The 17,755-nt window shown below is 67.2% G+C and carries 16 protein-coding genes; 8 read left to right on the top strand and 8 right to left on the bottom strand.

Annotated features, from left to right (window positions below; translation table 11 throughout):
- Positions 1-75: 75 nt before the first annotated feature.
- The 4 genes from AC1ZV1_RS27265 to AC1ZV1_RS27250 all read left to right on the top strand — a co-directional run bounded on the left by AC1ZV1_RS27265 (position 76) and on the right by AC1ZV1_RS27250 (position 5,656).
- The gene (locus AC1ZV1_RS27265; protein WP_484294475.1) at positions 76-1,488 is read left to right on the top strand and encodes a PIG-L deacetylase family protein; all 1,413 of its coding nucleotides are present in this window, start codon (positions 76-78) and stop codon (positions 1,486-1,488) included.
- Positions 1,489-1,575: 87 nt separating this feature from the next.
- Positions 1,576-3,000: a bifunctional D-glycero-beta-D-manno-heptose-7-phosphate kinase/D-glycero-beta-D-manno-heptose 1-phosphate adenylyltransferase HldE gene (gene hldE / locus AC1ZV1_RS27260; protein ID WP_484294474.1), complete on the top strand. Its 1,425-nt coding sequence runs from the start codon at positions 1,576-1,578 to the stop codon at positions 2,998-3,000.
- 156 nt (positions 3,001-3,156) lie between these two features.
- A complete protein-coding gene (locus tag AC1ZV1_RS27255; protein WP_484294473.1) occupies positions 3,157-4,440 on the top strand; it encodes an acyl-CoA dehydrogenase family protein in 1,284 nt (427 codons plus the stop codon).
- A 10-nt stretch (positions 4,441-4,450) separates the two neighbouring features.
- Positions 4,451-5,656, top strand: coding sequence for an acyl-CoA dehydrogenase family protein (locus tag AC1ZV1_RS27250; RefSeq protein WP_484294472.1), 1,206 nt, complete (start codon positions 4,451-4,453; stop codon positions 5,654-5,656).
- 105 nt (positions 5,657-5,761) lie between these two features.
- Here AC1ZV1_RS27250 and AC1ZV1_RS27245 read toward each other — a convergent pair whose 3' ends face one another.
- From AC1ZV1_RS27245 to AC1ZV1_RS27230, 4 genes are all read right to left on the bottom strand, one after another.
- Positions 5,762-6,673 (bottom strand): metal ABC transporter ATPase, encoded by a 912-nt coding sequence (locus tag AC1ZV1_RS27245; protein ID WP_484294471.1) that lies wholly within the window; start codon positions 6,671-6,673, stop codon positions 5,762-5,764.
- 361 nt (positions 6,674-7,034) lie between these two features.
- Positions 7,035-7,838, bottom strand: a complete 804-nt coding sequence (locus AC1ZV1_RS27240; RefSeq protein ID WP_484294470.1) for an aldo/keto reductase — start codon at positions 7,836-7,838, stop codon at positions 7,035-7,037.
- The gene (locus tag AC1ZV1_RS27235) at positions 7,835-9,010 is read right to left on the bottom strand and encodes an NAD(P)/FAD-dependent oxidoreductase (protein WP_484294469.1); all 1,176 of its coding nucleotides are present in this window, start codon (positions 9,008-9,010) and stop codon (positions 7,835-7,837) included. The genes AC1ZV1_RS27240 and AC1ZV1_RS27235 overlap by 4 nt, the downstream gene beginning before the upstream one ends.
- Positions 9,011-9,180: 170 nt before the next feature.
- Positions 9,181-9,513 carry a DMT family transporter gene (locus AC1ZV1_RS27230; protein ID WP_484294468.1) on the bottom strand — a complete coding sequence of 111 codons (333 nt, stop codon included), beginning with the start codon at positions 9,511-9,513 and terminating at the stop codon, positions 9,181-9,183.
- A gap of 142 nt (positions 9,514-9,655) precedes the next feature.
- Here AC1ZV1_RS27230 and AC1ZV1_RS27225 point away from each other — a divergent pair, with 142 nt between their 5' ends.
- Both AC1ZV1_RS27225 and waaA read left to right on the top strand, forming a co-directional pair.
- Positions 9,656-10,540 (top strand): LysR family transcriptional regulator, encoded by an 885-nt coding sequence (locus AC1ZV1_RS27225; protein ID WP_484294467.1) that lies wholly within the window; start codon positions 9,656-9,658, stop codon positions 10,538-10,540.
- 77 nt (positions 10,541-10,617) lie between these two features.
- Positions 10,618-11,898: a lipid IV(A) 3-deoxy-D-manno-octulosonic acid transferase gene (waaA, locus tag AC1ZV1_RS27220; RefSeq protein WP_484294466.1), complete on the top strand. Its 1,281-nt coding sequence runs from the start codon at positions 10,618-10,620 to the stop codon at positions 11,896-11,898.
- Here the strand turns inward: waaA and AC1ZV1_RS27215 are convergent.
- The 4 genes from AC1ZV1_RS27215 to AC1ZV1_RS27200 all read right to left on the bottom strand — a co-directional run bounded on the left by AC1ZV1_RS27215 (position 11,879) and on the right by AC1ZV1_RS27200 (position 15,512).
- Positions 11,879-12,472 carry a helix-turn-helix domain-containing protein gene (locus AC1ZV1_RS27215; protein WP_296289773.1) on the bottom strand — a complete coding sequence of 198 codons (594 nt, stop codon included), beginning with the start codon at positions 12,470-12,472 and terminating at the stop codon, positions 11,879-11,881. The genes waaA and AC1ZV1_RS27215 overlap by 20 nt on opposite strands.
- 54 nt (positions 12,473-12,526) lie before the next feature.
- Positions 12,527-12,979: a DUF6896 domain-containing protein gene (locus AC1ZV1_RS27210; RefSeq protein WP_484294465.1), complete on the bottom strand. Its 453-nt coding sequence runs from the start codon at positions 12,977-12,979 to the stop codon at positions 12,527-12,529.
- Positions 12,980-13,046: 67 nt separating this feature from the next.
- Positions 13,047-14,996, bottom strand: a complete 1,950-nt coding sequence (locus tag AC1ZV1_RS27205; protein WP_484294464.1) for an oxidoreductase — start codon at positions 14,994-14,996, stop codon at positions 13,047-13,049.
- A gap of 165 nt (positions 14,997-15,161) precedes the next feature.
- Entirely contained in the window at positions 15,162-15,512 is a 351-nt protein-coding gene (locus AC1ZV1_RS27200; protein WP_484294463.1) for an AraC family ligand binding domain-containing protein, read from the bottom strand.
- Positions 15,513-15,844: 332 nt separating this feature from the next.
- On the opposite strand from AC1ZV1_RS27200, the gene AC1ZV1_RS27195 reads away from it, so the two are divergent.
- On the top strand, positions 15,845-16,888 hold the full coding sequence (locus AC1ZV1_RS27195) for an ABC transporter substrate-binding protein (RefSeq protein WP_484294462.1): 1,044 nt from the start codon (positions 15,845-15,847) through the stop codon (positions 16,886-16,888).
- A 55-nt stretch (positions 16,889-16,943) separates the two neighbouring features.
- Positions 16,944-17,732, top strand: a complete 789-nt coding sequence (locus AC1ZV1_RS27190) for a class II aldolase/adducin family protein (protein ID WP_484294461.1) — start codon at positions 16,944-16,946, stop codon at positions 17,730-17,732.
- The last annotated feature ends 23 nt before the right edge of the window (positions 17,733-17,755 follow it).

Raw genomic sequence — 17,755 nt, 5'->3', positions numbered from 1 at the left:
AGGTAGCTGCGCCGGCGTCCTGGCCGCTGTGCAGGAGCGGACTGCGTCCGCGATCAGGATCAACGGAGAATCACCATGACCGGGCGTAAACAGCAACTGCTCAAACAGCATCGCCGCAAGAAGCGTGCGGTCCTGCTCGTCGCGCTGCTGGCGCTGATCCTGCTGGGCGTCTTCGCGCCCTGGTGGAGCGTGCCGCTGGCTGTGGTCCTCGGCTGGATCGCCCACGAAGCCTGGTTTGCCGATCACCTGTTCTACTCGCCGCGCGACGATTATCGCTACGACTTCCCGGCGGGCTCCGTGGCCTTGCCCGTGTCCCTCGGCCCTCACGGCCTCCACGTTGCCACAGGGGCGCTGCCGCAGGACGAGGAAACCCTGGTGCTGGAGATCGAGGTCAAGGCCTCGCTGCTCGGCCGCTGGCTTGACCCGCAGGTGCTGGTCGAAGGCGCCGAGAATGATCGCCAGGACTTCGAGCGCGGTGTCAGCGGCAAGCGCTACATCAACCTCTCCGGCCAGGGCGACGCTTTGCGCTCAGGCCAGTTGCGCATCCGCAGTCGCCACTGCCGGCTGGCGCAGCAGGGTGTCCTGCACGCCTTCCACAATCCGGACTACGCCCAGCAGCGCCTGCTGATCATCGCGCCCCATTCGGACGACGCCGAGCTGGCTGCCTTCGGTCAGTACAGTCGTTGCCCTGACGCCTGGATCGTCACGTTGACCCAGGGCGAGATCGAGGCCGAGCACTACGAGCGTCTCGGGCTGGGAAAGGCCGAAGCCGCCCGGCTCAAGGGCCGTCTGCGTACCTGGGACAGCATTGCCGCGCCGCTCTGGGGCGGCGTGCCCGCCGAGCGCTGCGTGCAGCTGGGCTACTACTGCCTGCAGCTGCCCGCCATGGCGGCCGAGCCGAGCCAGGCCTTCGGCTCGAAGGAATCGGGCGAGATCGATATCCGCAGCGTGCGCGGCTTCAATCCGTTCGAGCTGCCGGGCGACAGTGACGGTGCGCCGACCTGGCTGAATCTGGTGGCCGATCTCACCGCGCTGATCGAACGCATCCGCCCGGAAGTGATCCTCACCGCGCACCCGGAGCTGGACCCCCACGCCGACCACGTGCACGCCACCCGTGCGACGCTGGAGGCGATCGAGCGCAGCGGCTGGAAGCCGCAGACGCTGCTGCTCTACGCCAATCACCTGCACGACAACGACCGCTGGCCCATGGGCCCGGCCGACGGCGGTATCGCGCTTCCGCCCTGCATCGAGCCGCTGCCGGCCGACCCGCTGTGGAGCCCGGTGCTGGACGCCGCGACCCGCGTCGACAAGGCGCAGGCTCTGGCCCTGCAGCACGATCTGCAGACCCCGCTGACCGGCAAGAAACGTCTGCGCCGACTGATCCAGCGCGTGCTCGCCGGGCGCCAGTGGCCGGTCACCGGCGACGACGAGTTCTTCCGCAAGGCGGTGCGCCGCCACGAGCTGTTCTGGGTACGCAAAGTCCCGTAGCCATTGCCGCGACCGCCCGGTGTTCGGCGCAAGTCGCACTGGGCGGCTATGGTATTATCCGCGGCGATTTCGACCTGCGGAGTTCCCATGAAATTGACCATGCCCCGATTCGATCAGGCCCCCGTGCTGGTGGTAGGCGACGTGATGCTCGACCGCTACTGGCACGGCGCGACCTCGCGCATCTCGCCCGAGGCGCCGGTGCCCGTGGTGCGGGTCGAGCAGCATGAGGACCGCCCCGGTGGCGCCGCCAACGTCGCGCTGAACCTGGCCGCCCTCGGTGCCCCGGCCTTCCTGGTCGGCGTCACCGGCGTCGACGAGGCCGCCGACAGCCTGAGCGACAGCCTCCAGGCAGTGGGCGTGACCACCCGCTTCCAGCGCATCGCCGGCCAGCCGACCATCGTCAAGCTGCGGGTCATGAGCCGTCATCAGCAACTGCTGCGCGTGGACTTCGAGGAAGCCTTCCGCACCGACGCGGTGGCCCTGTCCGCCGACGTCGAGGCGCTGCTGGACCAGGTCCGCGTGCTGGTGCTCTCCGACTACGGCAAGGGCGCGCTGAAGAACCACCAGCAACTGATCCAGGCCGCCCGCAAGCGCGGTATCCCGGTGCTGGCCGATCCCAAGGGCAAGGACTTCGCCATCTACCGCGGCGCCAGCCTGATCACCCCGAACCTCTCCGAATTCGAAGCCATCGTCGGTCGCTGCACCGACGAAGCCGATCTGGTCGCCAAGGGCCAGCAACTGATGACCGAGCTGGAGCTCGGCGCGTTGCTGGTGACCCGTGGTGAACACGGCATGACCCTGCTGCGCCCCGGCCACAGTGCCCTGCACCTGCCGGCCCGTGCCCGCGAAGTGTTCGACGTCACCGGCGCCGGCGACACCGTGATTTCCACCCTGGCCGGCGCCATCGCTGCCGGTGAGGACCTGCCGCAGGCCGTGGCCCTGGCCAACCTGGCTGCCGGCATCGTCGTCGGCAAGCTCGGCACCGCCGCCATCAGCGCCCCGGAACTACGCCGCGCCGTACAGCGCGAGCAGGGCTCCGAGCGGGGCGTGCTGAGCCTCGAACAGTTGCTGCTGGCCATCGAGGACGCCCGCGCCCATGGCGAGAAGATCGTCTTCACCAACGGCTGCTTCGACATCCTCCACGCCGGCCACGTGACCTACCTGGAGCAGGCGCGCGCCCAGGGCGACCGCCTGATCGTCGCCACCAACGACGACGCCTCGGTGACCCGCCTCAAGGGTCCCGGTCGCCCGATCAACAGCGTCGACCGGCGCATGGCCGTGCTCGCTGGTCTGGGGGCGGTGGATTGGGTCGTCAGCTTTGCCGAAGACACGCCCGAGCGCCTGCTCACCGAAGTGCGCCCGGACGTGCTGGTGAAAGGCGGCGACTACGGGGTCGAGCAGGTGGTCGGTGCCGACATCGTCAAGGCCTACGGCGGTGAAGTCCGCGTGCTGGGGCTGGTGGAGAACAGTTCCACCACCGCCATCGTCGAGAAGATCCGCCACCAGGGCTGATCCGTTTCGTCGCAAGAAGGGCGCTACCGGGTAGCGCCTTTTTTTTGTGGCTGCGCACTGACCGCTGTGCCAGTGGGCGGCGGCAAAGCGGTCATGGTCCCTGCGGCATTTTGAAGCGCATGATCGGGGCATCCACCCTCCGCGGAGCGAGATGCCATGACCACCGACGTGCAGGGCCGTGCCCTGGCCGTACTGAACCGTGTCGCCCAGGCCGACTGGCCGGACCGACTCAAGCTGCGCAAGCCTTTCGAAAGACTCCTCTACAGCGGCAGCCGCACCGGCTTCCGGCTGGCCAGCGAGCGTGCGGTCAAGCAACCCAAGACGCCACGCAAGGCTGATCCGGACGGGCTGTTCGACCTGTCCCTGTCCGACGAGCAGCAGATGCTCGTGGAGATGCTCGAAGGCTTCGCCGCGGAGGTCTTGCGTCCGGCCGCCCATGAGTCCGACGCCAAGGCCAACCTGAGCCTGGAACTCCTGGCCCAGGCGCAGGAACTGGGCCTCACCCACTACGGTGTCAGCGAAGTACACGGCGGCATGGCCGGCGAACGCACCGTCGTGACCAACGCGTTGATCGCCGAGTCCCTCGCTCGTGGTGACCTGAGCCTGGCCGCGGCGCTGCTGGTGCCGTTGTCGGCGGCCAACTGCATCCGCCGCTGGGCCTCGCCGGAGCAGCAGGCGCGCTGGTTGCCGGCTTTCGTCGCCGAAGAAGCCGCGCCGCTGATCGCCATTGCGGTGAATGAACCGCAACTGCTGGCCGATCCGCAGTGCCTGTCCACCAAGGCGCGCAAGCGTGGTTCGAGCTACACGCTGTCCGGCGAGAAGTGCCTGGTCGTGCGCGGCGTGGATGCGCAGAAACTGATTGTTGCGGCGGACGCCGGCGAGGGGCCGGCGCTGTTCCTCATCGACACCCGCGCCAAGGGGGTCGAGGTGCGCGCCGAACCGGCCATGGGCCTGAAGGCCACCGGCACCGCGCGGGTTCGCTTCAAGGGCGTGAAGGTTCCGGCCGAACAGCGACTGGCGGCGGAGCGCTTCGACTACCAGGCCTTTCTCGACTCCACCGCGCTGGCCTGGTGTGCGCTGGCCGTCGGCACCGGGCAGGCCGCGCTGGATTACGTGATCACGTATTGCAACGAGCGCGAAGCCTTCGGCGAGCCGATCAGCCATCGCCAGGGCGTGGCCTTCATGGTCGCGGACATCGCCGTCGAGCTGGATGCCATGCGTCTGATGGTCTGGCGCGCCTGCGCACTGGCCGAGCGTGGTCAGGCGTTCCATCGCGAGGCCTACCTGGCGAAGCTGCTCTGCGCCGAGAAGGCGATGAAGATCGGCACCGACGCGGTGCAACTGCTCGGCGGCCACGGTTTCACCCAGGAACACCCCGCCGAACGCTGGTACCGCGACCTGCGCGCCGTCAGCCTGATGGCCGGCGGCCTGCACCTGTAAGGAGCTTTCCATGTACCTCGAGACGCCAAAGAAATTCCGCACCTTGCAGAACCAGGCCCGCCAGGTGGCGGAGAACTACCTGCGACCGATTTCGCGCAAGTACGACAAGGCCGAGCACGCCTATCCCAAGGAGCTGGACTTGCTGGCCGCGCTGCTGGACGGCATGAACGCCGGCTCGCCGGACGCCGTGGGCGCCACCTCCGCCAGCAAGCGCAAGGCCGGCGCGGAGGAGGGCGTGAAGAATGGCGGCAACCTTTCGGCCTGCCTGGGCGTGATGGAAATGTGCTGGGGTGATACCGGGCTCCTGCTGGCCATGCCGCGCCAGGGTCTGGGTAACGCCGCCATCGCCGCGGTCGCCAACGAGGAGCAGCTCAAGCGTTTCTCCGGCACCTGGGCGGCCATGGCCATCACCGAGCCGGGTTGTGGCTCGGACTCGGCAGCGATTCGCACCACCGCCACCCGCGATGGCGATCACTACCTGCTCAATGGCGAGAAGATCTTCGTCACCTCCGGCGCTCGCGCCGACGCGGTGGTGGTCTGGGCGACGCTGGACAAGAGCCTGGGCCGCGCGGCGATCAAGTCCTTCGTGGTGGAGAAGGGCACGCCGGGCATGACTGTCACCCGCCTGGAGAAGAAACTCGGCATCAAGGCGTCCGACACGGCCTCCATCAGCTTCAGCGACTGCCGCGTACCGGCTGCCAACCTGCTGGGCAACGCCGAGATCGACGTGCAGAAAGGTTTTGCCGGGGTGATGGAGACCTTCGACAACACCCGCCCACTGGTGGCCGCCATGGCCATCGGCGTCGCCAAGGCCTCGCTGGACCGCACCCGCGAGCTGCTGAAGAAGGCCGGCTGCCGCTTCGACTATCGCCAGCCGTTGCTCAGCGCCAGCCATGCCGAGGCGACGTTGTACCGCCTGGAAGCCGAATGGGAAGCGGCACGCCTGCTGACCCTGAAGGCTGCCTGGATGGCCGACAATCGTCAGCCCAACTCCAAGGAGGCCTCCATTGCCAAGGCCAAGGCCGGACGAGTGGCCAACGAGGTGACGCTGAAATGCGTCGAGCTGGCCGGTGCGCTGGGCTATGGGGAAGAGGAATTGCTGGAGAAATGGGCACGGGACTCGAAGATCCTCGACATCTTCGAAGGTACCCAGCAGATCCAGTTGCTGATTGTGGCGCGGCGGCTGCTGGGCAAGAGTTCCAGTCAGCTCAAATGAACGGGCTTGCGGGTATGGCCCGCTCCTGCAGGGAGAACCTGCTCGTGCAGGAGCGGGCCGTGCGCGCGAACCGGCCGTCAGGTCGGCCGGTTCATGTGGGTGGAATCAGGCCGTGCGCCGCCCGCTGCCGGCATTGCCGGCGGCGGGCGGCCACTGCTCCATCCAGTCGCGGAAGCGGATACGTTCCTCGCGTACAAGCCAGCCATCCTGCTCGGCGAAGCTCTCCGACAGCCACAGGCCGCGGGTGCTCGCCTTGCACAGCTCGCCCTTGCTCAGGGTGAACAGCTCGCCAGTCGGCTGGCCGTGGTCCAGCGGCAGCAGGTAGATGTCCGGGCGACGGCGGTCCAGCCGCGCCACCAGCGGGCCGCTTTCGAGTTTCTCGTCGACATGGAACAGGCTGACCTCGCGGGCATCCTTGGGCAGCTCCATGCGCAGGTCATAGACCAGTTGCAGCGAGGCCGTCGGCAGATGCACGTAGGCTTGCGGGCGCTCCAGCAGGCGCAGCGCGCCGGCCTGCACCGGGCGCGAGGCACCGGACAGCGGGGTGAGGGAGAAGTGGCTGCTCTCGCGGTAGCGCAGGATGCCCTCGTAGGGCGTCGGCAGCCAGGTATCGCCAAAGCGTCCGCCGAGCCAACCGTCGGCGGTTTCCACCAGACATTCCTCAGCCACTTCCTGGATCGCGGTGAGCAGCGGCAGGTTCAGTTCGTGGGCGGGTACGTAACCGGAAATCAGCTTGAGTACCGTGTCGCCACGGTCCACCCGGCGCTGGCGGACCAGGATCCAGTGGTCGCGCCCCTGGTAGTTCAGGGTCAGTCGCACCGACACGCCGAGGTTGGCCAGTTCGGTGACGAAGCGCTCGGTGGCGTTGATCTCGATGGGGCGGCGCTTTTCCAGCACCTGGGCGAAGTTCAGGGGTTTGCCGAGGGTCTGGTAGGCGAGGCTTTCTGCGCTGGCTTCCACCAGCAGCGGCAGGGTCTTGAAGGCGGTCGGGTCCTTGCGGGCGAGCGTACGGGGCATGTGGGCTTCCTTTTCTTGCAGGGCCTGGTCTGACAGGGCCTGGTCGTACAAGGCGCCGGGTTGCGCTGGCGCGTCCTTCTCCCGTGACGGAAGAGCGGGCGACGCCGACGCAAACGCTGACCGTCTGGTGGGGACGGTCCGGCCGATCGTTCATTGACGGGGTCGCTACAACCTAGACAGCCTGACACCAGTCCTGGTGTCATCGAAAACCAAAAGGATTTCCGGATTTTTCCCTGAAAGGCTTGGCGATTCCGAGGCTTTTGCGTGGGAATCGCCGGCTGGCGACAGTTTCTGTGCCCACGGTTTTTTGCCGAGGGAGTTGGAGCATGGCACAGGAATACGTCATCCACATGACCGCCGATCAGCGGTCGAGGACCTCGGCGGCGATGTTCACGTTGTGCGCGAGATGCAGTGGATTGATGGTGCCGACGATGGCGCTGGCGACGCCCGGATGGCCCAGCACCAGCTCGAAACTGGCGCGTACCGGGTCGACGCCGGAGGCGAGGGTGGCGTGGCCACTGGCCAGGGCCTTCTTGATCAGGATGCCGCGGCCATGGGCCTGGGCGTGGTCGATCACCGGCTTTTCCGCCTGCTCGTTGAGGTTGTAGGTGACCATCGCGCAGTCGCCGCGCTCCAGGGCCAGCAGGCCGCCGTCGGCGGTCTTGCCGGAAAAGCCGAAACCGCGGATCAGCCCTTCGTCCTTCAGGCGCTGCAGGGTCGCGTAAACCTCGGTGCCGCGCAGGATGTCCAGGTCGTTGCCGTCGGAATGCACCAGCACCAGGTCGATGTAGTCGGTCTCCAGGCGCCGCAGGCTGCGCTCGACCGATCGGCGAGTGTGGGCGGCGCTGAAGTCGAACTGCGACTGGCCGCCGACGAACTCCTCGCCGGTCTTGCTGACGATCACCCACTGGTCGCGCTGGCCGCGCAGCAGCGGGCCGAGGCGCTCCTCGCTGCGACCATAGGCCGGCGCGGTGTCGATCAGGTTGATTCCCAGCTCGCGGGCCAGCGCGATCAGGTCGGCAGCCTCGCGGTCATCGGGAATGCGGAAGCCTTCGGGGTACTTCACGCCCTGGTCGCGGCCGAGCTTCACGGTGCCCAGGCCCAACGGCGAGACATTCAGACCGGTGCTGCCCAGCGGGCGATGCAGGTGATGCAGGGTCTTCATCCGAACAGTTCCTCCCAGACCGGGCGTGCCATGGCCGGGCGCGGCAGGTCCGGCTGCGCGGCGTTCGCCTGGGGACGGATACCGCTCTTGTCCAGGGACTCCAGCACGCGGTCGGCGAAGTTCGGCGCAAGGGCCAGCTTGGTCGGCCAGCCGACCAGCAGCGCGCCGTCCTCGGCGAGGAAGGCGCTGTCCGGGCGCAGCAGGTTGTTCTGCGAGGGCTCGGCGCGGTCGACGCGCAGGGTCGCCCAGCGCGCGGCGGAGAGGTCGATCCAGGGCACCAGCTTGTGCAGCTCGTGCTGAGCCTCGGCGATCTGCTCGGCCTCGTTGCGCGCTACGCCACCGGCTTCGGCAATGTCGCCGCCCAGGTACCAGACCCAGTCGCCGTTGCTCAGCGGGTGGGTGGTGACGGTGACGCGGGGCTTCGGACCGCCGCCGAGGCAATGGGCGTACAGGGGTTTCAGCGTCGGCGCGGTGACCAGCACCATGTGCAGCGGGCGCCGCTGCATCTCCGGGCGCTGCAGGCCCAGTTCGCGCAGCAGCGCCTCGTTGCCGGCGCCGGCGCTGAGCACCACGCGCTGGGCGCGAATCTCGCGGCCGTCCACGCGCAGGCCGACCAGCGTGTCGCCCTCGCGCAGGGCTTCGATGCGTTCGCCGGCCAGCAGGCCGTCACCGGCCAGTTCGGCCAGGCGCGCGACTAGGCTGGGCACGTCCAGCACCAGCTCGGTGAGTCGGTAGGCCTTGCCCTTGAACGCCTTGTCCTGCAGGGCTGGCGGCAGGTCGGCGCCCTTCACCTGGGCGACGCGGCTGCGCACCGCCTTGCTGGCGAAGAAACTGGTGAGGTTGCCGGCCAGGCCACCGGGCGACCACAGGTAATGAGCGTCGGAGAGCACGCGCACGCCGCGCAGGTCCACTTCGCCGGTGCCGGCCAGGCAGTCGCGCCACAGGGCCGGCATGTCGGCGATGGCTTCCGAGGCGCCGGTCAGCGCGCCATGCAGGGCGTACTTGGTGCCACCATGGATGATCCCCTGCGAGCGCATGCTCTGTACGCCACCCAGCGCGGTGTTCTCCACCAGCACGGTGGAAAAGCCGGCGCGCCGCAGGCGGGCATTGAGCCAGAGACCGGCGATGCCGCCGCCGACGATGAGGATGTCGGTGCTCAGGGATTCGGACATGAAGGCGCCTCGAAGGGAAAAACGAAGCGCGCAGTATAACGCTAGAGGGCGGTGGCAAACGCCCGTTGGCTCAGGCTGCTTTTGCAGGCGCGAGCTTGCTCGCGAACGCCTTGCGTGGCGGGGACTGGTTCGCGAGCACGCTCGCTCCTGCAGAATGCGGACAGGGCGGCTCAATGGCCGGCGTTGCCGGAGAACAACTGGATCACCACTACGCCGCTGACGATCAGGCCCATGCCGAACAGGGCCGCGGTATCCAGCTTCTGCTGGTAAAGCACGAGGGCCGCAATGCTGACCAGCACGATGCCAAGCCCCGCCCAGATGGCATAGGCGATGCCCACCGGGATGCTGCGTACCACCAGGGTGAGCATCCAGAAGGAAATGGCGTAGCCGACGATCACCAGCACCAGCGGAAGGGGCGTCGACAGGCCTTTCACCGACTTCAACGAGGCGGTGGCGATGACTTCGGCGACGATGGCGATGGCGAGGTAGAGATAACCGGGCATGGTGGGTGCTCCCCGGAACGACACGCCGCTCGGTATGAGCGACACGCAGCTGACGTTCGAATCTGCCGGCCATTCTAGTCTCCCGGATGATGGGATAAAGTCATTACCTATCTGAATTGGAGATAGGCTGCGGAGAAAGCGCATGCAGTGGAACCTGGATCAGTTGCGACTCTTCGTCAGCGTCGCCGATCAATCGTCCTTCTCGGCGGCGGCGCGACAGCTCCAGCGTGTGCAGTCGGCCGTGAGCTCATCCATCGCGCTGCTGGAGAGCGACCTGGGCGTGACCCTGTTCGAGCGCAGCAGCGGCCGCCAGCCGGTGCTGACGGTCGAGGGGCGTGCGCTGCTGGACGAGGCGCGCGAAGTACTGCGCCAGTGCGAGCGGCTGGAGAGCCGGGCGCTGTCGCTGGTGCGTGGCACAGAGCCTTTGTTGCGGCTGGCGCAGGACGAGGCGATGCCTTACCAGCCGGTACTCTCCGGCCTGCAGGCGCTGGCGCAGGAGTTCCCCACGGTAGAGGTGCAGCTGTCCAGCAGTGCCCAGGGCGACGTGGCGCGCAAGCTGCTGGAGCGCCGGGCGGACCTCGGCCTGCTGTTCCATCACGAGGGCATGCCGCCGGAGCTCGAACGGCAGCGCCTGGGCACCATCGAGATGGTGACCGTGTGCGGGGCCGGGCATGAGTTGGCGAGGCTGGACTACGCGGACCGCCGCGAGCTGGCGAGGCATCGCCAGTTGCTGATGGCCCCGCAGGACAGCCACTACCCCGGCGGCGAGCAGATCAGCCCGCTGGTGTGGCGCGCCGACAGCTTCTACGCCATGGCCGAACTGCTGATGCGCGACCTCGGCTGGGCGTGGCTGCCGACCCACGTGGCGCAGTATCCGGCGTACCAGCCGCTGCTGGTGGAGCTGGCCAGCGACTGGACGCCGCCACCGCTGGTGGTGGAGCTGGTGTGGCGCCGCGACGAGCCGCTGGGGCCGGCGGCCAATTGGCTGGGCGAGTGTTTCGCCGAGCATCTTGCCTCGCCGGTGTGACCGGCTCTTCGTAGGAGCGGTGCCCCAGTCAGGATTGTGCGGCGGCCAAGTCCCCTAATTTGCTACTCTCCGCCGCCATGAACCGTACCCTCTATACCCTGCTGTTTCACCTGGGCCTGCCGCTGGTCGCGCTGCGCCTGTTCCTGCGTTCGCGCAAGGCGCCGGCCTACGCCCAGCGCGTCGGCGAGCGCTTCGCCCTCGGCCTGCCGGCGCTCAAGCCCGGCGGCATCTGGGTGCACGCGGTGTCGGTGGGCGAGAGCATCGCCGCCGCGCCGATGATTCGCGCGCTGATGCAGCGCCATCCCGATCTGCCGATCACCGTCACCTGCATGACGCCCACCGGCTCCGAGCGTATTCGCGCGATGTTCGGCGACCAGGTGCAGCACTGCTACCTGCCGTACGACCTGCCCTGGGCGGCCGCGCGCTTCCTCGAACGTGCGCGGCCGGTGCTGGGCGTGATCATGGAAACCGAGCTGTGGCCAAACCATATCCACCAGTGCGCCAAGCGCGGTATTCCGGTGGCGCTGGCCAATGCGCGGTTATCCGAACGTTCGGCGCGTGGCTATGCGCGCTTTGCCGGGCTGACCCGGCCGATGCTGGAAGAGATGAGCTGGATCGCCGTGCAGACCGAGGCCGAAGCCGAGCGCTTCCGTCAGTTGGGCGCGCGTCCGGACTGCGTGAGCGTCACTGGCTCGATCAAGTTCGACCTGACCATCGATCCCGAACTGCTGGCGCGCGCCGATGACCTGCGCGCCCAGTGGCAGGCACAACAGCGGCCGATCTGGATCGCCGCCAGCACCCATGCGGGGGAGGACGAGATCGTCCTCGCCGCTCACCGCCAGTTGCTGGAGAAACACCCGGAGGCGCTGCTGATCCTGGTGCCGCGCCACCCGGAGCGCTTCGGTCCGATGTTCGATCTCTGCTCCCGCGAAGGCTTCCGCACTCTGCGCCGATCCGCCGGCGAGCGGGTCACGGCGGATACCCAGGTGCTGCTGGGCGACACCATGGGCGAATTGCTGTTCCTCTATGCGCTGGCCGATGTCGCCTTCGTCGGCGGCAGCCTGGTGCCCAACGGCGGGCACAACCTGCTGGAGCCGGCGGCGCTGGGCAAGCCGGTGCTGTCCGGTCCGCACCTGTTCAACTTCCTGGAGATTGCCGCGCAGCTGCGCGAGGTCGGCGCGCTGCGCGAGGTGGCCGATGCGCCGTCTCTGGCAGTGGCCGTGACGGCCCTGTGGGACGAACCGGCGAGCGCCAAGCGCATGGCCGACGCCGCGTTGGGCGTGATGAAGGCCAACCAGGGCGCGCTGGCGCGCCTGCTGGATGGCCTCGGGCGGCTGATCAGAAAGTCGGCGGCGTAATCACCCAGAGCACCACGGCATCCACCTCGCCGGGGTTGCCGTAGCGGTGCGGCTCCTGGCTGGAGTAGCTGAAGCTGTCGCCTTCATTGAGCACGAAATGGCGCTCGCCCACCCAGAGTTCGAAGGTGCCGCTGAGCAGGTAGCCGGCTTCCTCGCCGTCATGGCTGTAACTCTGCTGGCTGTAAGTGCCCGGCGGAAATCGCGAGTGGAGGATTTCCAGCTGGCGGCTGGGTTGCGGGCTGAGCAGTTCGTCGACGATGCCATCCTCGTAATGCACGCTGGTGCGGGCGTTGCGCCGCACCACGTAGCCGGCGTCGGCCGGGTCGACCTGCACTTCGCTGGCGAAGAACCACTGGATGGTCACGCCCAGGCTGCGCGCGATATTGAACAGCGCCGGGATCGACGGGTAGGCGAGGTTGCGTTCCAGCTGGCTGATGTAGCCGGCGGTCAGCCCACTCTGCTCGGCCAGCTCCGCCAGCGTCATGCCACGCCGCTTGCGCAGGCCGCGGATGCGGGTGCCGAGAAACTGCGCTTCGGCGTTGGCGGGGGCTTCCTGCGGGGCTTTGCGGCTCATGCGAAGGGGGTCCTGGCGAGTGGCGTCGTGGGGCATTCTAAACAATGCGTCGATTCATCGTTGCGCGCAGTTCGGCTCAAAACGCACAAGGTAGTAGAGGATGTAGCCGGAGTAGCGCAGCGTTCCTGCTTCGACCTCTTGGTTGAAGCACTCCTTGAGGGCATCTTCGTCGGCAAAACCATAGTCGGGTAGCTTCGCTTCCGCGAAGCCCGCCAGACGCCAGAAGTCGAACCCGTCGATTTCACCCTTGGCGCCAAAGTCGAAGTCCACGGTTCCGTCAGGCAGGTGGACGGCGCAGCCGTAGCCATGCTTGAAGTAGTGCACACCGTCTTTGAGTGTTCCCCGGTGGGGAATGTCGAGAAATGCCCATTCTCGATTACTGGCGGGGCGAGCGATGGCCGATTGTTCGAGCAGCGCCACTGCCTGGTGTACGGCGCGCTGATAGTCGGCGACGAGTTTGGCGAGACCTGGGTTCATGGCTTCAACGATTGGCTGCAGAGTGGCCATTCTAGAGCGCAATCCTGGTTGATTGGCGCTGGGGACGGATTGATCCGTCCCCAGGACTCAAGCTGGCTCAGATTGCCCAACCCGCCTTGAGCCCTTCGTAGATCGCTTCTTCTGCCGTGCGCGGCGCCAGGCAGTCGCCGATGCGGCGGACTTCGGCGAGGTCGGCGATCTCGTCGGCCAGTTCGTCCACCGGCTGGTGGCCCTGGCAGAGCACCAGGGTGTCGATGTTTTCCACCAGCATCGGCTCGCCGCTGGCGGTGTGCTGCAGGTAGACGGTGCTGTCGTCGACGCCGTACAGACGGGCGTAAGGGGTGATGGTGATGCCCAGGCGATGCAGTTCGCCGGCCATGTGGTCGCGGACGTAGAGCGGCAGGCTCTCGCCGGCATGGGTGCCATTCACCGCCAGGTGCACCTGGTGGCCGTCGCGCACCAGGCGCTCGGCGATGCCGGGGGCGATCCAGTCGGCGCGCCAGTCGGTGACCAGCACCGAGCGGCCCAGCTTCACTTCGCCGCGCAGCACCTGCCAGGCGTCCACCACCTGCAGTTCGCCGGCTTCCTCGTAGGGCGGGCGATAGGGTTTCGCGCCGGTGGCCACAATCACCACATCGGGGCGCTCCTGCTCGACCAGGGCGCGATCGACGCGGGTGTTACGGCGTACTTCGACGCCGGCCAGTTGCATCTCGCGTTGCAGGTTGGTGGAGGCGCCACCGAACTCCGCGCGTCGCGGCAGCAGTTGGGCGAGGTTGAGCTGGCCGCCGAGCTGGGCACTGGCTTCGCAAAGGGTGACCTCGTGGCCACGCTGGGCCGCGACGGCAGCGGCCTTCATGCCCGCCGGCCCGCCGCCGACCACCAGCACGCGCTTGCGCTGGGTGGTCATCGTGCGTTCGGCGTAGATCAGCTCGCGGCCGGTTTCCGGGTGCTGGATGCAGGAGATCGGGTAGCCGCGGTGGAAGTGCCCGATGCAGGCCTGGTTGCACGCAATGCAGGCGCGCACGTCCTCGACGTGGCCGCTTTCGGTCTTGCTCGGCATCTGCGGGTCGCAGATCAGCGCGCGGGTCATGCCGCAGACGTCGGCCTGGCCGCGGGCGACGATCAGCTCGGCTTCCTGCGGCTGGTTGATGCGCCCGGTGACGAACAGCGGGATGTCCAGGTTGCGCTTGAAGGTACCGGCCTCGTTGGCCAGGTAGGCCGCTTCGATGGCCATGGGCGGGACGATGTGGATGGCGCCGCCCAGCGATGCCGAGGTGCCGGCGACGATGTGCACGTAGTCCAGCGAGTCCTGCAGGCCCTTCACGCCCTGCAGAGATTCGTCTTCGGTGAGCCCTTCCGGATCGCGTTCGTCGGCGGAGATGCGCAGGCCGATGATGAAGTCTTCGTCGGTGGCGGCGCGCACGGCGGCGATCACTTCGCGGGTGAAGCGCAGGCGGGCGTCGAGGTCGCCGTTGTAGCCGTCGCTGCGGCGGTTCACTCGGGGGTTGAGGAACTGCGCCGGCAGGTAGCCGTGGCTGGCGACCACTTCCACGCCGTCGATGCCGGCGGTGTGCAGGCGGCGTGCGGCGTCGGCGTAGCCCTGGACGATCTCGTCGATCATTGCCTGGCTCAGCTCGCGGGGCATCACCCGGAAGCGTTCGTTGGGCGAGGCGGACGGGGCGTAGGCCACGGCCAGCAGGCCGTCGCTGGATTCCATGATCTCGCGGCCGGGGTGGAAGACCTGGGACAGCACCACGGTGCCTTCGGCGTGGCACGCCTCGGCGATGCGCCGGTAGCCGGGGATGCACGCGTCGTCGGTGGCCATCAGCACGTGGGAGGTGTAGCGGGCGCTGTCGTGTACGCCGGCGACCTGCAGCACGATCAGGCCGACGCCGCCCTTGGCGCGGGCGGTGTGGTAGGCCACCAGTTGGTCGTTGACCAGGTTGTCGGTGGGCATCGAAGTGTCGTGCCCGGTGGACATGATGCGGTTCTTCAGCGCCTTGCCGCGGAGGCGCAGGGGGCTGAACAGGTGGGGAAACTGGCTCATCGGGCAACTCCGGATTCTTGTTGTCTATTTCAGCACTGAACATCGACCGCGCGAGCTAGAGCGGAACAAGGCGGAAACCGGTGAGGCAGCGGAGTTTACTCCAGTAAATGAGCATGCCGAGCCGGTTTCCAACGCAGTTCCGCCGACGCGCAGCCGGTCGATCAACTAGGCATTGCGTGCCTGCCAGTCCACCGGATACAGGGCGTAGAACACGCAGGCCTTCTCGCCTTCGTAGGCCAGCGGCGTGCGCTCGGGGACCCAGATCACGTCGCCCGGCTTGGCGTCGATCACCTGGTCGGTCAAGCGCAGGCGGAAATTGCCTTCGAGTACCACGATCAGCTCGTCGTACAGCACCGTCCATTCGATGGAGACGCCGTCGAAACGGGCCAGGCCCGCGCCCATGGTCTGGCTGTCCGCCGGGCCGATCAGCCGGCAGATGGCGGCGCGTTCGATGTCTTGTCCACCGTAGGACTGGAACTGCAGGGCGGATTGCTGGAAGTGGCGAACCTGGGACACGGTGGCTTCTCCTGGATGGAAAATGTTGTTTAAGTTCCAGCTATGGAAATTTACCTTCAGTAAAAAATCAACTTGTTTTTTTAAAGATGACTGAGTAGTTTCATTCCGGCCCGAGATGTCTCGGGCGCACCGCGACGTGCTCCACAACAACTACAAGAGGAGAGGCGCATGAACCGTCCAGCACGGTCCCCCCTCGCATTGCGGGTCCCCCCGCAGGCCAATGATTTCCTACTGCCTTGCCTTCCTTGCATCGTTGTGCCGGCGCACCCGTCCAGCGTGCGCGCAGCCATTGCGGCTACGCGCGTGGTCTCTCACGACATGGGGTATGCCTGATGACTTTTCGAATGAAAGCCGTACAACCGCTGCTGCTCGCCCTCGGGCTTTGCGGCGGCACGGCGCAGGCCGCCGAGAACATGGTGGTGGTCGGTTACGGCGGCGCCGGCCAGAAGGCCCAGGATGCGGCCTTCTTCCAGCCCTTCAGCAAGCAGTCCGGGGTCGGTGTGACCCAGACCGAGTACAACGGCGAAATGGCGCGCATCAAGGTGATGGCCGACACCGGTCATGCCGACTGGGACGTGGTGCAGATCGAAGGCCCGGACCTGGCCCGTGGCTGTGACGAAGGCCTGTTCGTGCCACTGGACTGGCAGCAGATCGGCAACAAGGACCAACTGATCCCCAACGCCGCCAAGGACTGCGGTTCCGCCGCCCTGGTCTGGGGCGTGGCCATCGCCTACGACGCCGACAAACTCAAGCCGGCGCCGCAGTCCTGGGCGGATTTCTGGGACGTGAAGAAATTCCCTGGCAAGCGCGGCCTGCGCAAGCGCGCCATCTACAACCTGGAGTTCGCACTGATGGCCGATGGCGTGAAGCCTGCGGACGTCTACAAGGAGCTGGGCACCCAGGCCGGCGTCGACCGCGCCTTCGCCAAGCTCGACCAGATCAAGCCCTACGTGCAGTGGTGGGAGGCCGGCGCGCAGCCGCCGCAGTGGCTGGCCGCCGGTGACGTGGTGATGACTACCACCTACACCGGACGCATCGCCGACGCCTTCAAGGCCGGGCGCAACCTGCGGCTGGTCTGGCCGGGCAGCCTGTACGGCATGGACTACTGGGCGATCATCAAGGGCTCGCAGCACGTCGATGCGGCCAAGCGTTTCATCGCCTTCGCCAATGGCGCCGATGCGCAAGTCGACTACGTGAAGCACATTGCGTATGGTCCGACCAACACGCAGGCCGCCGAGCGCCTGCCGGCCGACCTGGCGGGCTGGGTGCCGACCTCGACGCAGAACCTGCCCCAGGGCCTGGCGATGGACGACGAGTTCTGGGTTGACCACGGCGAGGAGCTGGAAGAGCGCTTCAACGCCTGGGCCGCGCAATGACCATGACGCCGGGGCTTGTGCCCCGGCGTCCTTTTGCCTTGAGGAGAAGTGCACCATGACGTCGCTGCAGGCGCCCAGCCGCGCCACCTGTTCGCCCGAGGAGTGGAAGCTGCGCGAGGAGCTGGCGGCCTGTTATCGCCTGATCGCGCACTACCGCATGACCGACCTGATCTTCACCCATATCTCGGTGCGCATTCCTGGTCCCGAACACCATTTCCTGATCAATCCGTACGGGCTGATGTTCGACGAGATCACCGCTTCCAGCCTGGTGAAGATCGATCTCTCCGGTCATGCCGTGGAGCCGTCGCCGTACAAGGTCAACCCGGCCGGCTTCGTGATCCACAGCGCCATTCATGGCGCCCGCGAGGATGCGCAATGCGTGCTGCACACCCACACCCGCGCGGGTTGTGCGGTGGCGGCGCAGGCGTGCGGATTGCTGCCGCTGAACCAGATATCCCTGGAGTTCTACGGCCGTATTGGCTACCACGACTACGAAGGCATAGCGCTGTCGATGGACGAGCAGGAGCGCCTGGTGCGTGACCTGGGCGACCATTACGGCCTGATGCTGCGCAACCACGGGCTGTTGACCGTGGGCCAGACGGTGCAGCAGGCGTTCCTGCGCATGTACTACCTGGAGAAGGCCTGCGATATCCAGTTGGCGGCCCAGGCGGGCGGCGAGCTGGTGATTCCGCCGGACGAGGTGTGCCGTCACACCGAACAACAATTCAACGCCCCGGCGCGGCCGCTGGCGGAAGGCGAGCTGAGCGACCCGGATGGTTACGATCTGGCGTGGTCGGCATTGCTGCGCATGCTGGACCGTGTATCGCCAGGGTATCGTGACTGACCGGCGCCGTCGTTTCAGTCCGC

The organism is Pseudomonas sp. BB438 (assembly GCF_057180225.1).
This window is presented reverse-complemented; position numbering and strand designations above follow the sequence as displayed.

Bases quoted from the DNA above. Each gene is read 5' to 3' on its own strand.
- AC1ZV1_RS27265 (WP_484294475.1), top strand. From the start codon at position 76: ATGACCGGGCGTAAACAGCAACTGCTCAAACAGCATCGCCGCAAGAAG.
- hldE (WP_484294474.1), top strand. From the start codon at position 1,576: ATGAAATTGACCATGCCCCGATTCGATCAGGCCCCCGTGCTGGTGGTA.
- AC1ZV1_RS27255 (WP_484294473.1), top strand. From the start codon at position 3,157: ATGACCACCGACGTGCAGGGCCGTGCCCTGGCCGTACTGAACCGTGTC.
- AC1ZV1_RS27250 (WP_484294472.1), top strand. From the start codon at position 4,451: ATGTACCTCGAGACGCCAAAGAAATTCCGCACCTTGCAGAACCAGGCC.
- AC1ZV1_RS27245 (WP_484294471.1), bottom strand. From the start codon at position 6,673: ATGCCCCGTACGCTCGCCCGCAAGGACCCGACCGCCTTCAAGACCCTG.
- AC1ZV1_RS27240 (WP_484294470.1), bottom strand. From the start codon at position 7,838: ATGAAGACCCTGCATCACCTGCATCGCCCGCTGGGCAGCACCGGTCTG.
- AC1ZV1_RS27235 (WP_484294469.1), bottom strand. From the start codon at position 9,010: ATGTCCGAATCCCTGAGCACCGACATCCTCATCGTCGGCGGCGGCATC.
- AC1ZV1_RS27230 (WP_484294468.1), bottom strand. From the start codon at position 9,513: ATGCCCGGTTATCTCTACCTCGCCATCGCCATCGTCGCCGAAGTCATC.
- AC1ZV1_RS27225 (WP_484294467.1), top strand. From the start codon at position 9,656: ATGCAGTGGAACCTGGATCAGTTGCGACTCTTCGTCAGCGTCGCCGAT.
- waaA (WP_484294466.1), top strand. From the start codon at position 10,618: ATGAACCGTACCCTCTATACCCTGCTGTTTCACCTGGGCCTGCCGCTG.
- AC1ZV1_RS27215 (WP_296289773.1), bottom strand. From the start codon at position 12,472: ATGAGCCGCAAAGCCCCGCAGGAAGCCCCCGCCAACGCCGAAGCGCAG.
- AC1ZV1_RS27210 (WP_484294465.1), bottom strand. From the start codon at position 12,979: ATGGCCACTCTGCAGCCAATCGTTGAAGCCATGAACCCAGGTCTCGCC.
- AC1ZV1_RS27205 (WP_484294464.1), bottom strand. From the start codon at position 14,996: ATGAGCCAGTTTCCCCACCTGTTCAGCCCCCTGCGCCTCCGCGGCAAG.
- AC1ZV1_RS27195 (WP_484294462.1), top strand. From the start codon at position 15,845: ATGACTTTTCGAATGAAAGCCGTACAACCGCTGCTGCTCGCCCTCGGG.
- AC1ZV1_RS27190 (WP_484294461.1), top strand. From the start codon at position 16,944: ATGACGTCGCTGCAGGCGCCCAGCCGCGCCACCTGTTCGCCCGAGGAG.